This is a genomic window from Pseudoalteromonas sp. S1650, assembly GCF_005887195.1.
In the GTDB taxonomy this organism is placed as follows: Bacteria; Pseudomonadota; Gammaproteobacteria; order Enterobacterales; family Alteromonadaceae; genus Pseudoalteromonas; species Pseudoalteromonas simplex.
Window position 1 is genome coordinate 1 of the sequence record NZ_PNDF01000016.1, and the last position, 17585, is coordinate 17585.

At 41.8% G+C, this 17585-nt stretch carries 16 protein-coding genes; 11 read left to right on the top strand and 5 right to left on the bottom strand.

All coding sequences use genetic code 11. The annotated features are described in order from the left end of the window. Positions 1-91: 91 nt before the first annotated feature. The 9 genes from CWB80_RS04235 (at position 92) to adk (ending at position 8967) form a co-directional block, all read left to right on the top strand. Entirely contained in the window at positions 92-955 is an 864-nt protein-coding gene (locus tag CWB80_RS04235; RefSeq protein WP_138600427.1) for an HvfB family MNIO-type RiPP peptide maturase, read from the top strand. Then, positions 948-1706, top strand: a complete 759-nt coding sequence (locus CWB80_RS04240) for an HvfC family RiPP maturation protein (RefSeq protein WP_283235034.1) — start codon at positions 948-950, stop codon at positions 1704-1706. The genes CWB80_RS04235 and CWB80_RS04240 overlap by 8 nt, the downstream gene beginning before the upstream one ends. 85 nt (positions 1707-1791) lie before the next feature. After that, positions 1792-1914, top strand: coding sequence for a hypothetical protein (locus CWB80_RS23080; protein WP_283235035.1), 123 nt, complete (start codon positions 1792-1794; stop codon positions 1912-1914). A 161-nt stretch (positions 1915-2075) separates the two neighbouring features. After that, on the top strand, positions 2076-2621 hold the full coding sequence (apt, locus tag CWB80_RS04245) for an adenine phosphoribosyltransferase (RefSeq protein ID WP_054551549.1): 546 nt from the start codon (positions 2076-2078) through the stop codon (positions 2619-2621). Positions 2622-2624: 3 nt separating this feature from the next. After that, the gene (gene dnaX / locus CWB80_RS04250) at positions 2625-5063 is read left to right on the top strand and encodes a DNA polymerase III subunit gamma/tau (protein ID WP_138600429.1); all 2439 of its coding nucleotides are present in this window, start codon (positions 2625-2627) and stop codon (positions 5061-5063) included. A 59-nt stretch (positions 5064-5122) separates the two neighbouring features. Then, a complete protein-coding gene (locus CWB80_RS04255; protein ID WP_054551547.1) occupies positions 5123-5449 on the top strand; it encodes a YbaB/EbfC family nucleoid-associated protein in 327 nt (108 codons plus the stop codon). Positions 5450-5459: 10 nt separating this feature from the next. Continuing rightward, positions 5460-6068 (top strand): recombination mediator RecR, encoded by a 609-nt coding sequence (gene recR, locus CWB80_RS04260; protein ID WP_054551546.1) that lies wholly within the window; start codon positions 5460-5462, stop codon positions 6066-6068. A 161-nt stretch (positions 6069-6229) separates the two neighbouring features. After that, positions 6230-8143 carry a molecular chaperone HtpG gene (htpG, locus tag CWB80_RS04265; protein ID WP_138600431.1) on the top strand — a complete coding sequence of 638 codons (1914 nt, stop codon included), beginning with the start codon at positions 6230-6232 and terminating at the stop codon, positions 8141-8143. Between the two features lie 179 nt (positions 8144-8322). Further along, on the top strand, positions 8323-8967 hold the full coding sequence (gene adk, locus CWB80_RS04270) for an adenylate kinase (protein WP_036967590.1): 645 nt from the start codon (positions 8323-8325) through the stop codon (positions 8965-8967). Positions 8968-9045: 78 nt separating this feature from the next. Here the strand turns inward: adk and tpx are convergent, their stop codons facing one another. After that, positions 9046-9627: a thiol peroxidase gene (gene tpx, locus CWB80_RS04275; RefSeq protein ID WP_138600433.1), complete on the bottom strand. Its 582-nt coding sequence runs from the start codon at positions 9625-9627 to the stop codon at positions 9046-9048. Positions 9628-9832: 205 nt separating this feature from the next. Here tpx and CWB80_RS04280 point away from each other — a divergent pair, with 205 nt between their 5' ends. Both CWB80_RS04280 and CWB80_RS04285 read left to right on the top strand, forming a co-directional pair. Next, positions 9833-10837, top strand: coding sequence for a response regulator (locus CWB80_RS04280; protein WP_054551543.1), 1005 nt, complete (start codon positions 9833-9835; stop codon positions 10835-10837). A gap of 3 nt (positions 10838-10840) precedes the next feature. After that, on the top strand, positions 10841-11803 hold the full coding sequence (locus CWB80_RS04285) for a sensor domain-containing diguanylate cyclase (protein WP_054551542.1): 963 nt from the start codon (positions 10841-10843) through the stop codon (positions 11801-11803). 55 nt (positions 11804-11858) lie between these two features. On the opposite strand, the gene CWB80_RS04290 is transcribed toward CWB80_RS04285, so the two are convergent. From CWB80_RS04290 to CWB80_RS04305, 4 genes are read right to left on the bottom strand one after another with little or no spacing between them, the layout of a single operon-like run. Beyond that, positions 11859-12740, bottom strand: a complete 882-nt coding sequence (locus CWB80_RS04290) for a universal stress protein (protein WP_054551541.1) — start codon at positions 12738-12740, stop codon at positions 11859-11861. 6 nt (positions 12741-12746) lie between these two features. After that, the gene (locus CWB80_RS04295; RefSeq protein WP_138600435.1) at positions 12747-14261 is read right to left on the bottom strand and encodes a SpoVR family protein; all 1515 of its coding nucleotides are present in this window, start codon (positions 14259-14261) and stop codon (positions 12747-12749) included. A gap of 20 nt (positions 14262-14281) precedes the next feature. Beyond that, entirely contained in the window at positions 14282-15568 is a 1287-nt protein-coding gene (locus CWB80_RS04300) for a YeaH/YhbH family protein (RefSeq protein ID WP_138600437.1), read from the bottom strand. Between the two features lie 26 nt (positions 15569-15594). After that, positions 15595-17517, bottom strand: a complete 1923-nt coding sequence (locus CWB80_RS04305; RefSeq protein WP_054551538.1) for a PrkA family serine protein kinase — start codon at positions 17515-17517, stop codon at positions 15595-15597. Between the last annotated feature and the right edge of the window lie 68 nt (positions 17518-17585).

The following is a 17585-nucleotide window of genomic DNA, read 5'->3' on the forward strand; positions in this document are numbered from 1 at the left end:
TAAGTGTGGCGAAGGTAAATGTGGTTCTAATCACTAAGCGCTCATTTAGCTTTTAAAAGGGCCGTAAAGGCCCTTTTTAGTAGGAGGTAGTATGTTAAATGAATCAGTAGCTGATTTTGGGCTGATTGGCTTAGGTTTGCGCCGAGAAATGCTTGATGAAATGCTCATTGATGTTCCTAAACCTATTGAGTTTTTAGAAGTTGCACCTGAAAACTGGCTAAAGCTTGGGGGGCGTTTTGGTAAACAATTTAAACAGCTTACCGAACAACATGCCTTTGTTTGTCATGGTTTATCGTTATCGATTGGCTCACCAGCAGCGCTTGATATTGAATTTGTACAATCGCTTAAAACCTTTTTTAAAGAGCATAATATTCGTTTATTCAGCGAGCACTTAAGTTATTGCTCGGGCGAAGGACATATGTACGATTTAATGCCCATACCATTTACTGAAGATGCTATTAAGCATGTTGCTTCTCGTATTAGGCAAGTACAAGATATTTTAGAACAGCCAATTGCTATTGAAAACGTGTCTTACTATGGCGCCCCTGGGCAACAAATGACAGAACTTGAATTTACTAATGCTGTTTTAGAAGAAGCTGATTGTAAACTGCTGCTCGACGTGAATAATATTTACGTTAATTCGATTAATCATGGTTATAACGCTGAGCAATTCCTAGCTGAATTACCAACAAAACGGATTGCCTATGGGCATGTTGCGGGCCATTACACTGAGGCCGAAGATCTACTGGTTGATACCCATGGTGCGCCAGTTATCGATCCTGTTTGGCAATTGCTTGAAAAAGCTTATGAAGTTCATGGCGTATTTCCCACCTTATTAGAGCGTGATTTTAATATTCCGCCGATGAGTGAGTTGTTAACCGAGCTAAAAACCATTGAAGCACTGCAGCAAACAGTGAGCAAGCAAAACCAAGCAAGGGTGAAACACAGTGCCTGAACATTTTACTCAAGTACAGCAAGCGTTTATGGCGCATATCCGCGACCCCCAGCAACATGCTAAGCCTAGCGATATTGAAGAGCGTCGGATGGCTATTTACCGCGACTTATTTTTTAATAATGTGGATGGCTTTGTCAGCTCTGCGTATCCAGTATTAAAAAGTTTATATTCAGAGCAAGCTTGGCACAGACTCGTTAGGCAGTTTTTTAGCCAGCATGATTGTAAATCACCTTATTTTTTAGATATTGCAGGGGAGTTTCTGGCTTTTCTTGCTAATGACTATGAAGTGCAAAGCGATGATCCCGCGTTTATGTTAGAGCTAGCGCACTATGAATGGGTTGAGCTTGATGTATCGGTTGCTCAAGAGGTGGCAGAAGAAGTCAGTTTATCGGCTCATCAAGTGACAAGCTCTGCATTATTCTTAAGTTCACTTGCCCGTAATTTGAGTTACAGTTTTCCTGTTCATACCATCAGTGCAGATAATCAACCAAGTGAACCGGCTGCACAACCCAGTTACTTTGTGGTTTATCGTGATAGCGATGACGAAGTACAATTTTTATCGACAAATGCGATGACCGCATTACTTCTTAATATTATTGAATCTCAGCCGGGTGCAGATTTAAATGATGTATGCCAAGCAGTTGCAGAGCATGCGCCTCAATTTAGCCAAGAGCAGTTGTATCAGGGGGCGCTCAATACCTTAAGTGCAATGGCAGAACGCGGCATTGTGGTTTCTAATACCTTGGTTTAAAAATCAGCTAAAAGTCTTTATTGATGTATTTAGTTCGACTATTATGAGCGCCTTATTTTGTCGTGCTTAAATAAAGGTAGTAATTATGTCGAATGATAAAGACTTTAAAGATCCGTTCAATGCAACTTATTTCATTGCGTTTTTAGCTGTATTCGGTGGCATTGGCTGTCTAAACGCTATTCTTGGTTGGATCACTACTTTATCTTAATCTGCGTAAGCAAATTAAAGACAATAGGCTGCATTATGCAGCCTTTTTTATAGCTTATATTTCTTGTTAAGTGATTAATTTCGAAACTTGCTACCGACTTTCTACTAAGGTGATGTTATACTCTCGAGCTTTGTTAGATAAACTTTTTGAGCAGTATAATTATGACTCAAGCAACTTCAACGCTCATCAAACAGAGCATTGCAACGATCGCTGATTACCCAAAGCCGGGCATTATGTTCCGCGACGTAACTACTTTAATGGCTAATGCTGACGCATTTAAAGCAACCATCGACAGCTTTATTGCAGCATATAAAGACCAAGGTTTTACAAAAATCATCGGTACTGAATCTCGTGGTTTTATCTTCGGTGCACCACTTTCTTACGCACTAGGTATTCCATTCATTCCTGTTCGTAAACCAGGCAAACTTCCTCGCGAAGTGATTTCACAAAGTTATCAATTAGAGTATGGTGAAGATATTCTTGAGCTTCATACAGACGCAATTGTCCCTGGCGATAAAGTGTTACTAGTAGATGACTTACTGGCTACAGGTGGCACAATCGAAGCAACGGCAAAATTAGTTGCTAAACTTGGCGGTAACGCAACTGATGCGGCATTTGTTGTTTCTTTACCTGAGCTGGGTGGTGAGCAACGAGTTGCTGATATGGGCATCAAAATCTTAAAGTTGGTTGAATTCGAAGGCGAATAATTAATGAGTTATCAGGTTCTAGCAAGGAAATGGCGACCACAAACCTTTCACGAGTTAGTGGGGCAGTCTCATGTTAAACAAGCATTAGTTAATGCATTAACACAAAATAGACTCCATCACGCTTATCTCTTTACTGGAACCCGTGGGGTGGGTAAAACAACCATTGCACGTATATTCGCAAAAAGTCTCAACTGCGATAAGGGTATCTCTGCTGAGCCATGCGGCCAATGTTCAAGTTGTACTGACATTGAAGCAGGCCGTTATATTGATTTATTAGAAATCGATGCGGCATCACGTACCAAAGTAGAAGATACCCGCGAAATCCTTGATAACGTTCAATACGCACCAACACGTGGTCGTTACAAGGTATACCTAATCGATGAAGTTCACATGCTGTCAAAGCACAGTTTCAATGCATTACTAAAAACATTGGAAGAGCCGCCAGAGCATGTGAAGTTTTTATTAGCGACAACCGATCCGCAAAAACTACCCGTGACGATTTTATCGCGTTGCTTACAGTTTAATTTAAATGCTTTGTCGCAATCAGAAATTCATGATCAGCTTGCCCATGTTCTTAATCAAGAACAGCTAAGTTTCGATGATAAATCATTGTCTATTTTAGCTAAGGCAGCCGATGGTAGTATGCGTGATGCATTGAGTCTTACAGACCAAGCAATTGCGCAAACCAATGGCAATATTAATCATCAGGCTGTGCAAACTATGCTTGGCTTGATGGATACTCAATATAGCCAAACCATGTTAGCAGCGTTACTGTGCCAAGATGGCGATGCATTACTTCAAGAAGTAAAAGCAGTCGTTAGCCGAAACCCTAACTTTGTAGCCTTGCTCGACGATTTAATTGCCCTGACGCATCTTATTCAGCTTGTGCAACTTGTGCCTAGTGCAGCGGCACTTGATGATACTAACCGAGATTTTATTGAGCAGGTGGCACAAACCACTGATGCACAGCAGATGCAGGTTTACTACCAATTGCTATTAAATGGTAAAAAAGATTTGCAATGGGCACCCGATGCTAAACTTGGCTTTGAAATGATCATGTTGCGACTGCTTGCATTCCAACCTACGCAATTTGCACAAAGCCAAACACCAACGAATACCCAGCAACAGGTTAAGCCAAGTGGTGCCGGTGCACTGCGTGATATTTTGAAAAAATCTACGGCGCAACGTGAGCAAGCTGCTTCAGAGCAAGCACCAGTTGCACATAGCTCTGCACAGACAACTGCTGTTCCTTCAGAGCCTCAGCCAACACAAGCTGAGCCTATTCAAGCAGCCAAGGCAGAAACGGCACATAGCCATGAGCCTGCCCAGCAAGTTGAAGCAACAGCAGTAGAGCAGCCTGATGCTGGTCAACAGCCTCAGCAATCTGTTGAAACTGCAATGGTTGCTGAAGTTCAACCTGCGCCACAACAGCAAGAGCCAAGCCACTCAGAGCAAGTGCCAGCAGCTGAGTACTCATCACCAGAGTATTCTTCGCAAGATTACATGGACGATCATGATGCGCAAATGGATTCATCACTTGCAGCGCAATACGATGATGTGATGAATAGCGCCTATGATCAGGGCTTTACTGCCAATGAAGCATCTGCGCCTCAGCAACAGCAAACAGCACCAGCACAATTACAACAGCAGCAAAGTCAGGCGCAGTCGGCCATTGCTCGTATTTTACAAGATCGCAATATTTCAGGTGCTGGGCGTTTAAGTGGTGCAGCAACGCAAACTCATGCTAAAGCAGAACCACAGCCTGAAGCTAAGCCCAAAGCAGAGCCGCCAGTGCAACAAAGCACAGCCGCGACCAACATTCAGCCTCAGCAGCAAGCAATGGCTGCTGAAGTAAAAAAGCCCATCCCCCAGCAAACGGGGGAGAGCAGTAGTAAAGTAAAAAAAGTCGACTTTCGAGAAAAGCATCAAACAATCACCGAAAACTTAGCGCCAGAGTTACTTGAGCAGATCAATCCACAAAAAGCGCCAGAGCCAGTAGTTGAAGAAGCCAGTATTCCGATACCTGATGATTTTGAAAGCCCGATCAGCAGTATTAAATTTGCACACGAACAAGACGAATGGGCGTATTTAATTAAACGCATGGGACTGGGTGGTCGCATGCGCCAATTTGCGCTGCATTCAATCTTTACCAAGCAGAATAATCAGCTGCACATTGAAGTTGATTCATCACAGCGCCATTTAGATAGCGCTGTGCTAAGACAAAAGCTCAATGCCGCATTAAGTGAAATTTATGGCCATAATGTTGAGCTTAGTATCGAGTTTGCTGATGGCGTAATTGATTCACCGTATTTGATTCAACAAAAAATTGATGCGGGACGTCATCAACAAGCGATTGATGTAATAAATAGCGATGAAAATATAGTGCAATTTCAGCAGTTATTTAGCGCTATAATCGATGAAAACAGTATTCAGGCATTGTAATTAGTTACAATAGCCCTTATCTTCATGCCAATTAAAGTAGTTTAGAAAGAGAGACAGTTATGTTTAAAGGTGGAATGGGTAACATGATGAAGCAAGCGCAGCAAATGCAAGAGCGCATGCAAAAAGCCCAAGAAGAAATCGCAAACCTTGAAGTTGTAGGTGAAGCAGGTGCAGGCCTAGTTAAAGTAACTATGCTTGGTAACCACAATGTTCGTCGTGTTGAATTAGATGACAGCCTAATGGAAGACGACAAAGACATGATCGAAGATTTATTAGCGGCAGCGTGTAACGATGCTGTACGTCGTGTTGCTGAAGAAACACAAGAGCGCATGAGCAAAGTAACTGGCGGTATGCAATTACCACCAGGTATGAAAATGCCATTCTAAGTGATTTTGTATGCAACTATCTCCTAGTTTAACACAGCTAATTGAAGCGCTACGATGCCAGCCGGGCATAGGCCCTAAGTCGGCACAGCGCATTGCTTTTCATTTGCTTGAGCGTGACCGTCAAGGTGGTAAACAGCTTGGCCATGCATTAACCAAAGCAATGGATGAAGTAGGGCATTGTCAATCTTGTCGTACTTTTACAGAGCAAGCGGTATGCGATATTTGTTCAAGTGTTAAACGCCAGGATAGTGGTTTATTGTGTGTGGTCGAATCACCAACCGATGTACTCGCTATTGAGCAAACTGGTCAATACCAAGGTCTTTACTTTGTTTTAATGGGTCACTTGTCGCCAATTGATGGCATAGGGCCAAAAGAAATTGGCCTTGATATTCTTGAAAGCAAGTTGCAACAAGGTGGCATTAATGAGGTGATCCTCGCAACCAATCCAAGTGTTGAAGGGGAAACCACAGCCCACTACATTGCTGAGCTTTGTCATAAGTATCAGGTTGGTGCATCTCGTATTGCTCACGGTGTCCCTGTTGGTGGTGAGCTCGACTTACTTGATGGTATGACATTGATGCACGCATTTAGCGGACGACGCGCCGTAAACCAAAACTAATACCTAATATGGTATCAAAAGCCTGCTTTAAGCAGGCTTTTTTGTGTGTAGCCCCCCAATTTAGCCGTAAATTTAATTTTTTGCCTTGAAGTTCAAAAAGCCTGCCCCATATAAAGAGTCATAGTGCAGATTAGACACTTTGTTAATTGGAGATTTACACAATGACTGCAGCACAAAAAGAAACATTAGGCTTTCAAACAGAAGTCAAACAACTATTAAACCTGATGATTCACTCTCTTTACTCTAATAAAGAGATTTTCCTACGTGAGCTTGTATCAAACGCGTCAGATGCGGCAGATAAATTACGTTTCCTTGCGCTTTCTAATGGCGATTTATACGAAAACGATGCGGAACTAAAAGTACGTATCAGTGCCGATAAAGAAGCAAACACGGTCACCATTACTGATAATGGTATTGGTATGAGCCGTGAAGATGTGATCAATTCACTAGGTACAATTGCAAAATCAGGCACCGCAGAATTTTTCCAAAACCTAACTGGTGACCAAAGCAAAGATTCACAATTGATTGGTCAATTTGGTGTTGGTTTTTACTCAGCGTTTATCGTTGCTGACAAAGTAACAGTGCGTACGCGTAAAGCAGGTGAAAGCCAAGGTATTGAATGGCAATCTGCAGGCGAAGGTGAGTACACATTACAAGAGATTGATAAACCATCACGTGGTACTGAAATCATTCTTCACCTTCGTGAAGACGAAACAGAATTTGCTGATGAGTTCCGTTTACGTAGCATCGTAACTAAATATTCAGACCATATTTCTATTCCAGTTGAGATGTATAAAGCAGAGGTACCTGAATCTGAAGGTCCTGACGGCGAGAAAATTCCAGCACAGCCAGGCGAGTGGGAAGGTATTAACCGCGCGACAGCACTATGGACCCGTGACAAGTCAGAAGTAACAGACGAAGAGTACAAAGAGTTTTATAAGCATATCGGTCACGATTGGGAAGAGCCACTAAGCTGGGCACATAACAAGGTTGAAGGTAAAACTGAGTACACTAGCTTGTTATACATCCCGAAAAAAGCACCTTTCGATTTATGGAACCGTGAGCGTCAATCAGGTTTAAAACTGTATGTACAACGCGTTTTCATCATGGATGACGCTGAGCAGTTCATGCCAAGCTACTTACGTTTTGTGAAAGGTTTACTTGATTCAAACGACTTACCACTAAACGTGTCGCGTGAAATCTTACAAGACAACAAAGTAACACAAGCAATCCGTAAAGGGTGTACGTCGCGCGTACTTAAGATGCTTGAGCGTATGGCGAAAAACCGCGAAGAAGATTACCAAACGTTCTGGAACGAGTTTGGTCAGGTGTTAAAAGAAGGCCCAGCTGAAGATGCGGCTAACAAAGAAGCCATTGCTAAGCTACTGCGTTTTGCTTCTACACACACTGATGAAAGCACACAAAATGTATCGCTTGAGCAATATATTGAGCGTATGAAGCCAGAGCAAGACAAGATCTACTATGTAGTTGCTGATTCATTCGCTGCAGCGAAGAACTCACCACACTTAGAGATCTTCCGTAAGAAGGGCATCGAAGTATTGCTATTAAGCGACCGTGTTGATGAGTGGATGATGAGCTACTTAACAGAGTTCAACGAAAAATCATTCCAGTCAATTACTCGTGGTGACTTAGATTTAGGCAACATGGATGACGAAGAAACTAAAAAAGCGCAAGAAGAGTCAGAAAAAGAAGTTGCAGGCCTAGTTGAGCGCATTAAAACTGCACTAGGTGATAACGTTAAAGACGTACGCTTTACGCACCGTCTAACTGACTCTCCTGCATGTGTTGTTGCAGATGAGCACGATATGAGCTCGCAAATGCAAAAGTTAATGGAATCAGTTGGTCAAACAGTGCCTGAGCAAAAGCCAATTTTTGAGCTTAACCCAGAGCATCAGCTTGTTAAACACTTAAATGTTGAACAAGATGAAGACAAGTTTGCCCAGTGGTCACAAGTGCTTCTAGATCAAGCATTACTGGCTGAACGCGGTACGTTAAAAGACCCTGCAGGCTTTGTAACTCGTTTGAACAAACTTATGCTAGATTTAAGCAAATAAGTGTTTTAGCGCAATGAGTTGGAAAAGGGAGCAAGGCTCCCTTTTTTATTGCCGCTAATATAGGCAATTGGTATAAGTTACTTGAGGTATAGCCTTAGTTGTGGAAGAATTCAGGCTCTAAAAACAAAACTCCACTGATCGACCATTTTTAAGATTAGTATCACACAGAGGACAATGATATGCGCATTATTCTTTTGGGCGCGCCGGGTGCAGGTAAAGGTACTCAAGCTCAGTTTTTGATGGACAAATACGGTATTCCACAAATTTCTACGGGCGATATGCTGCGTGCAGCAATCAAAGAAGGTACACCACTTGGTCTTGAAGCTAAAAAAGTAATGGATGCAGGTCAATTAGTATCTGACGAAATTATTATCGGTCTAGTTAAAGAGCGCATTGCTAAACCTGATTGCGAAAAAGGTTTCTTACTAGACGGTTTCCCTCGTACTATTCCTCAAGCAGATGCAATGAAAGAGAATGGCGTGGTAGTTGATCACGTTATCGAATTTGACGTTGCCGACGAAATCATCGTTGAGCGTATGGGCGGCCGTCGCGTACACCCTGGCTCTGGTCGTGTTTATCACGTTGTTTATAATCCACCTAAAGTTGATGGTAAAGATGACATCACAGGTGAAGACCTAATCATTCGTGATGACGACACTGAAGAAACAGTGCGTAAGCGTTTAGGTATTTACCACGACCAAACTAAACCATTAGTTGATTACTACCAAGCAGAAGCAAAAGCGGGTAACACTCAGTACCACAAGTTAGACGGTACTCAAGCTGTTGAAGCTGTTAGCCAACAACTTGGTGAGCTTTTAGGTTAATAGCCTAATTGCTGATATGAAAAAACCGCCTTGGGCGGTTTTTTTGTGTTTGTATCACTGCAAGTTAAAATTGCGCTTTTACAGTTTCTTTAATGCCGCAATAGCACTGTCGTAATCAGGCTCTTTTGAAAGGTTATCGACAAGCTGCTTGTAAACGATGTTATGGTCTTTATCGAGCACAAATACGGCACGGGTTAACAAGCCCATATCTTTGATAATCAAACCGTAGTTCTTACCAAAGTCACGCCATACAGAGTCAGATAAGGTCACTATTTTGTCTATATTCTCGGCTTTACAAAAACGCTTCTGTGCGAATGGTAAATCTGCGCTTAAGGTCAGCATCGCCACACTTGGGTATTCTGAAGCTACTTTTTCATTGAAGTGCTTGGTTTGAATACTACATACACCTGTGTCTAAACTTGGCACAACGCTTAAAAGCACTGCTTGGCCTTGATAGTTGTCTAGTGTGACGGGGGTAAAGTTGCCATCTACTACTTTAAAATTAGGCGCTTGTTGGCCAACTTCAACACCTTGCCCTAGTAAAGTAACCGGTTTAGACTGGGCTGAAACCTTACCTGCGTCTAAACTATTTTCTGATAAATCACCTGCATAACTAAACGTGCACACAGCGCCTAATGCAAACATTAGCGGACGTAACATAATAAAATTCCTTTAAATTAACGCATTTAACTTCAGTGTATTATACTCATGAAGTGGCTCCAAGGATTAGTACAATTTAAAATTGTAAATAACCATTAGTTTGATTAACATGTGCCTGTGACCCTATTTTTTACATATAAAAATAAGAATAAAGTTACTAGTTAATGTTTTTGCTAGTTAGAAAGTGTGGATTTAGAGAGAATATATGTCAACATCGGTATTAGTTTGTGATGATTCAAAGTTAGCACGTCGACAATTAGCACGCTCTTTACCCGATGATTGGGATATAAAAATTGAGTTTGCTGAAAATGGTGTTCACTGTATTGAGCAAATCAAAAAAATTCAGCCGGAAATTTTATTTCTCGATTTAAACATGCCTGAAATGGATGGTTACGAAGTACTGCAAGCCATTCAAGAACAAGACCTTCATGTTCTCACTGTTGTTGTATCTGGAGACATCCAACCTAATGCTCATCGACGTGTGCTTGAGTTAGGCGCAATCGACTTTATTCAAAAACCTTGTTCCGCCGAGAAACTAGCGAGTATTATTGAACATCATGGTATTAAAGATAAAGCCATGCGTGAGCGCCTTGCTAATAAGCTAGGTGAGCAAGTTGATCCCGATGTGCGTGATATCTACCAAGAACTCACCAATGTCGCAATGGGGCAAGCTGGAGACTTATTAGCGCGTCTTCTTAATGTATTCGTAAAGCTTCCTATTCCTAATGTAAATGTTTTAGAAGTCAATGAACTAGATATGGCTTTGCGCTCGATTGATGCCAATGCCGCAACCTCAGGTGTATGTCAGGGTTTTATTGGCGGTGGTGTTTCTGGCGAAGCACTATTGCTGTTAAATGATTCAAGTTTTAAAGAAATCGCCTCGTTAATGAATTATGAGGGTGAGCTCAACGATAAAGTTGAATTAGAGCTATTAATGGATGTGAGTAACATATTAATAGGGGCTATTCTGACAGGACTGTCGCACCAATTAGATATGCGTTTTAGCCAAGGTCATCCTGTGGTGCTAGGACAACACTGTGATGTATCTGATTTAGTAAAGGCGAATAAATCTCGCTGGCAACGAACGCTGGCGATTGAGATCAGCTATGGCATCGAAAATCACAATATTAACTGTGATTTGATGTTGCTGTTCACCGAGGACTCATTAAAAACCCTTAAGTACAAAGTAGCTTATTTATTAGAAGACTAAACTATGCCTGCAGCCGATTTTAATATGAATGAACTCCATTGGTTAATGGATATGTTTAATACCGTTGATGTAGGCCTAGTGGTGCTCGATAGAGACTACAAAGTATGCATCTGGAATGGGTTTATGGAAAACCATTCTGGCCTATTGCCAAGCGCGGTGAAAGATAAAGACCTGTTTGATTTGTTTCCATCAATCGATGAAAAGTGGTTTCGCAGCAAATCTGAGTCTGTGTTCATTTTAAATAATCGCTCATTTACTATTTGGGAGCAGCAGCCATATATTTTCCGTTTTAAGAATTATCGCCCAATTACCGGTAAAGCGGATCATATGTATCAAAATGCCACTTTTATTCCACTGACGACGACCACAGGTGAAGTATCGCATATCTGTATCATTATCTATGATGTAACCGATGAAGCGGTGAATAAAAAAGAGCTAGAAGAAGCGAATAGCAAGCTTGAACAAATGAGCCGTACCGATGCACTTACTAAGCTTACTAACCGTGGTTATTGGGAAGAAAAGCTACGCAAAGAATACATGCGCATAGTGCGCAGTGGCGGGTGCAGCACCTTGTTAATGTTTGATATTGATCACTTTAAAAAGGTCAATGATGAACATGGCCATCGCGGCGGTGATGAGGCGCTGCGTCATATAGCAGACTTACTGCGTAAAACTCTGCGTGAAACAGACTTAGCAGGTCGCTATGGCGGTGAAGAGTTTGCGGTAACCTTGCTTGATACTGATCATGAAGGTGCACATATATTTGCTGAGCGATTAAGAACACTGATTGAGAACTCATCAATTTACTTTGATGGCAAACAAATTCAACTGACGGTCAGTATTGGCTTTGCCTGCTTCGACGAGAAGTTTGATCGCTACGAAAAGTGGGTTGAAGCCGCCGATAAAGCCTTATATCACTCAAAAGAAAACGGCCGTAACAAGGTTACAGCTTACACAGATTTATAAACAAACAAGGGGCAATTAAGCCCCTTTTCATAGTAACTCTATTCAGTTAAGCAAATTAAACCCCAAGTGGCGGTAAAACAAGAATATCTGTTTTAAGTAGCTTCATGACTTTTTCGGCGGTATTACCAATTAAATGACCTTTAATACCCGTATTACCCACCGAACCCATAATCACTAAGTCAGCATTTAATTTAGCTGCAACACTTGGGATCACTTGCTCAACCACACCGGCTTTGATTTTAAGCTTGTCTTTTAAGTCGTGCGCTTCGATTAAGGTTCGCTGTGCTACGGGTAGCTTTTCAAAGGCGTTAATCACTTGCTCATCTGAAAATACAATGCCTAAATCACGTAAAAACGGTGATACATGTACGGTATAACAGGCATAAAACTCGCTGTCGTAGTCTTTTGCATAGGCTAAGCCTGCTTTGATAATTGCTTCGTTTAAACAGTATTTAGTCGCCTTCTCACTGCCTAAATCAAGGGCTGCCAGCACATTGGTATTGTTACGCCATTTGTTATCGGCGGCCAAATAAAGTGGCAGCGGGCTAAAGCGAATAAGCTGCCAGTCTAGCTCTGTAAATTGCGTTTCTTCGTCGATGTGGCGAGTTTTAATCACCATTTCATAATCTGACGTATCAAGCTCATTGGCTAGCCATTGTACTGGGCTTTCATGCCACAGGGTTTGCAAAGTATAGCTACCATCATCTAAATACTCGCTGATAAGTGGACCAAGTGCTGCACGTACTTTAGCAAGCTCTTTGTCTTGAATAGCCAGCGCTTCATCAGGTGGAATAGAGAATAAAATGTTATTGGTGTCTTCGTAGCTAAAAGCAACAATATCAATATGCTTCATGCCTTTGGCTTTTTGTCTTGCATGTAATATAGATGTTTTAGCATCGGCCGTTGAGTCGATGATCACCAATATCTTTTTATTCATTTTTGGTTACTCTGTTGTGTGTCGGGCATCACTGCTTGGGCATTCACCCAATAATGAAACTTCACCTGTTGCGCTTTCTTGTTCCAGTTTTACCTTAAAGCCCCATAGCCTGTAAAGGTGTTTTAGTACTTCATCTTTAGACTTGTTTAAAGGAATATTGTTATGGGGTACATAACGCAGAGTAAGTGAACGATCTCCTTTAATATCAACATTATAGACTTGAATATTTGGTTCGTGATTACTTAGGTTGTATTGTGCCGACAGGGTTTCACGAACTTGGTGATAACCCATTTCATCATGAATGGCACCGACATTGAGGGTTGGCTCTTTTTCATGATCAATAATGGTAAAGAGCTTAAAATCACGGATAATTTTTGGCGATAAAAACTGGCTAATAAAGCTCTCGTCTTTAAAGTTTTGCATTGCAAAGTGCAAGGTTTCTAACCAATCACTGCCGGCATACTCTGGAAACCACTTCTTGTCTTCTTCTGTTGGGTTTTCGCAAATACGGCGAATATCAACCATCATGTTAAAGCCAAGAGCATAGGGGTTGATCCCTGAATAATAATTGCTGTTATAGGGCGGTTGATACACCACATTGGTGTGACTTTGTAAAAACTCGAGCATAAAGGCATCGGTGAGCTTACCTTCGTCGTACAGATGGTTCAAAATGGTGTAATGCCAAAACGTAGCCCAGCCCTCATTCATCACTTGAGTTTGTTTTTGTGGGTAAAAATATTGCGAAATTTTACGCACAATTCGAATTATTTCTCGTTGCCATGACTCTAGCAGCGGCGCATTTTTTTCGATGAAGTACAAAATGTTTTCTTGTGGCTCTTCTGGAAAACGGCGTTCTCGTTTTTTTGACTCTTGCTGCGAAGTAGGGATTGTGCGCCACAACTCGTTGACTTGAGATTGTAGGTAGTCTTCACGTTCTTGTTGACGTTTTTGCTCTTCATAAAGTGAAATACGTTGCGGGCGCTTGTAGCGGTCTACACCATAATTCATTAATGCATGACATGAATCAATCAGGTTTTCGACCTCGGTAATACCGTATTTCTCTTCGCACTTGGCAATGTAGTTTTTGGCAAATAATAAGTAATCGATAATTGAGCTGGCATCAGTCCAGGTTTTAAATAAGTAATTGCCTTTAAAAAATGAGTTGTGACCATAACAGGCATGGGCCATTACCAAGGCTTGCATTGGCAGGGTGTTTTCTTCCATTAAATAGGCAATGCAAGGATCTGAGTTAATAACAATTTCATAAGCGAGGCCCATTTGCCCACGCTTATAATTCTGCTCTGTTTGAATGAATTTTTTACCATACGACCAGTGGCTATAGCCAATCGGCATACCCACACTCGAATAGGCATCCATCATTTGTTCAGCAGTGATCACCTCAATTTGATTAGGGTAGGTATCGAGTTTATAAATTTTCGCTACCCGTTCAATCTCAGTTTGATACTCTGTTAATAGATCAAATGTCCAATCAGGACCGTCGCTAATACGTTTATCGGCCATACTTTACCTCACTGGCAAGGCTATGCGGCGCCTTGCTGCTGACGATTCTTTTTAAATAATTCACGGAAAATAGGGTAAATGTCCTCAACGCCACGAATGTGTTGCATGGCAAAATTGTCGTGGGTTTGCACTATTGATTGATACTCTCGCCATAAACTTTGATGAGCACGAGCGGTAATTTCGATATAGGCGTAATAGCGCACCGCCTTTAACAGTTTATTACGTAAAATTTCACCACAGTTTGGCGAATCATCAGCCCAGTTATCACCATCAGAGGCTTGCGCTGCGTAAATGTTCCACTCTTCAGGGTTATAACGTTCAGCGATGATTTCGTTCATCAGTTTTAATGCACTTGATACTATGGTGCCACCCGTTTCTTGAGAATAGAAAAACTCTTGCTCATCAACTTCTTTCGCTTGGGTATGATGACGAATATAGACAACCTCTATATTTTTGTAGCTACGAGTTAAAAATTGATAAAGCAGAATATAAAAGCGTTTTGCCATGTCTTTCGTGGCTTGATCCATCGAGCCAGACACATCCATTAAACAAAACATCACAGCTTTGCTTGTTGGGTGTGGTTGCTTTTCATAATTACGAAAACGTAAGTCGTAATTATCAATAAATGGCACTGCTTTTATGCGGTTTTGCAGCTCCTCAATCTGACGTTCAAGTAACGCAATGGCTGCCTTGTCTGGCTGCTCTTCAGCTTGTAGCAGAGCGAGCTGACCTTCAAGCTCTGCAAGGTGGCGTTTTTTGCCTGCAGTCATCGCCACTCTTCGAGCAAGCGAGCCTTGTAATGAGCGAACAATATCAATATTGCTTGGCATGCCGTCGTTACAAAAACCAGCGCGATGGGTTTTCATTTGCACCAGTTTATCGAGCTGGTTTTGTTGCAGGTTGGGCAGTTCAAGATCTTCGAACAATAAGTCTAAGTATTCATCTTTTGAAATAGAAAATACAAAGTCGTCTTGTCCTTCACCAGAGTCACTGGCTTCACCTTCGCCGCTACCACCACCTTGACTGCCTCCTTGCGGGCGCTTGATTTTGTCGCCCGTAGAAAACTGGTCATTGCCTGGGTGGATCTGTTCACGGTCGCCACCACGTCCTTGATGAAAGATAGGCTCACTGATATCACGTTGCGGAATAGAGATACTCTCGCCGCTGGTGGTATCGGTTACGCTGCGCTTATTAATGGCATCAGATACCGCTTCTTTAATCTGTTTTTTATAACGCCTGATGAACCGTTGACGATTCAAGGTACTTTTGTTTTTTCCATTCAGGCGTCGGTCAATAAAATGCGCCATAACAACCCCCTTAAAACAAACGTTTTTTACTGCGATTTTCTAACGCGTAAATACCATTCAGAAAGTAAACGTACTTGTTTTTGGGTATAGCCTTTCTCAACCATACGATTGACAAAGTCTTCGTGTTTTTTCTGATCTTCTGCAGAGGTTTTCGCATTGAAGGAAATAACCGGCAGCAGATCTTCGGTATTTGAGAACATTTTCTTCTCAATAACTGTGCGAAGTTTTTCGTAGCTGGTCCAAAGCGGATTCTTGCCTTGGTTGTGGGCACGCGCCCGCAGTACGAAATTAACTATCTCATTACGGAAATCTTTAGGGTTTGAAATACCCGCAGGTTTTTCAATCTTCTCAAGTTCTGCGTTAAGCGCAGCACGGTCAAATAACTGGCCAGTATCTGGGTCGCGGTATTCTTGATCTTGGATCCAGAAATCTGCATAAGTGACGTAGCGGTCAAAGATGTTTTGCCCATATTCAGAGTAAGACTCTAAATAGGCTGTTTGTAACTCTTTCCCGATAAACTCTACATACTGTGGAATGAGGTAGCCTTTTAAGTGGCTTAAGTAACGCTCTTCAACATCGGCGGTAAATTGCTCTCGCTCAATTTGCTGTTCAAGAACATAGAATAAGTGCACTGGGTTGGCTGCCACTTCAGTGGTATCGAAGTTAAATACCCGCGATAGGATCTTAAACGCAAAGCGGGTAGAAAGCCCGGTCATGCCCTCATCAACACCCGCGTAATCGCGGTATTCTTGATACGACTTCGCTTTCGGATCAGTATCTTTTAAGCTTTCGCCGTCATACACCCGCATTTTTGAATAAATACTTGAGTTTTCAGGCTCTTTAATACGCGAAAGAGTGGTAAATTGTGCCAGTGTTTTTAATGTGCCTGGTGCACAAGGTGCATCATGTAATTCACTGTTTTCAAGAAGTTTGTTGTAAATTTTAACTTCTTCAGAAACACGTAAACAATAAGGCACTTTGACGATGTAAACACGGTCTAAAAATGCTTCATTGTTTTTGTTGTTCTTAAATGTTTGCCACTCAGATTCATTTGAGTGAGCTAAAATCATGCCATTGAACGGCAGGGCACTAATGCCTTCTGTGCCGTTGTAATTGCCTTCTTGCGTGGCTGTAAGTAGTGGGTGTAGCACCTTGATTGGCGCTTTAAACATTTCCACAAATTCCATTAAGCCTTGGTTTGCTAAACAAAGTGCACCTGAGTAGGCATAGGCATCAGGGTCGTTCTGTGCAAAGTGCTCAAGCTGGCGAATATCTACCTTACCAACTAACGCTGAAATGTCTTGATTGTTTTCATCGCCGGGCTCAGTTTTCGCAATCGCGACTTGATTTAAAATAGATGGGAAGCGCTTAACCACTCTAAATTGGCTAATATCACCGTTAAATTCGCTTAAGCGTTTTGCAGCCCACGGTGACATTACCGTTTTTAAATAACGCGGTTTAATGCCGTATTCTTTTTCTAAAAGCTCAGCGTCTTCATTTGGGTCAAATAACGCTAAAGGGTGGTCGTTAACAGGCGAGCCTTTGATTGAGTAAATAGGTACCTGCTGCATTAAGTATTTTAGTTTTTCAGCAATGGATGATTTACCGCCACCTACTGGGCCAAGTAAATACAGTACTTGCTTACATTCTTCTAAGCCTTGCGCAGCATGTTTTAAATAAGAGACGATTTGCTCAATGGCATCTTCCATACCATAAAAATCGTGAAATGCAGGGTAGCGTGCGACTACGCGATTAGAAAACAGCCTGCTTAAGCGCGCATCGGTTGAAGTGTCGATAATCTCCGGCTCACCGATGGCCATCAATAGCCGCTCAGGTGCACTGGCATAAGCTGATTTATCCTTCTTACAGATCTCGAGAAATTCCTCAATACTGTATTCTTCTTCTTGCGCTGCTTCGTATCGTGATTGGTAATGCTCAAAAATACTCATAGAGACCTCCGAAAACCCGCTAAAATGACGTGTAATTAGATTAAGAGAAAAGCAAAGGCTAATTAAAG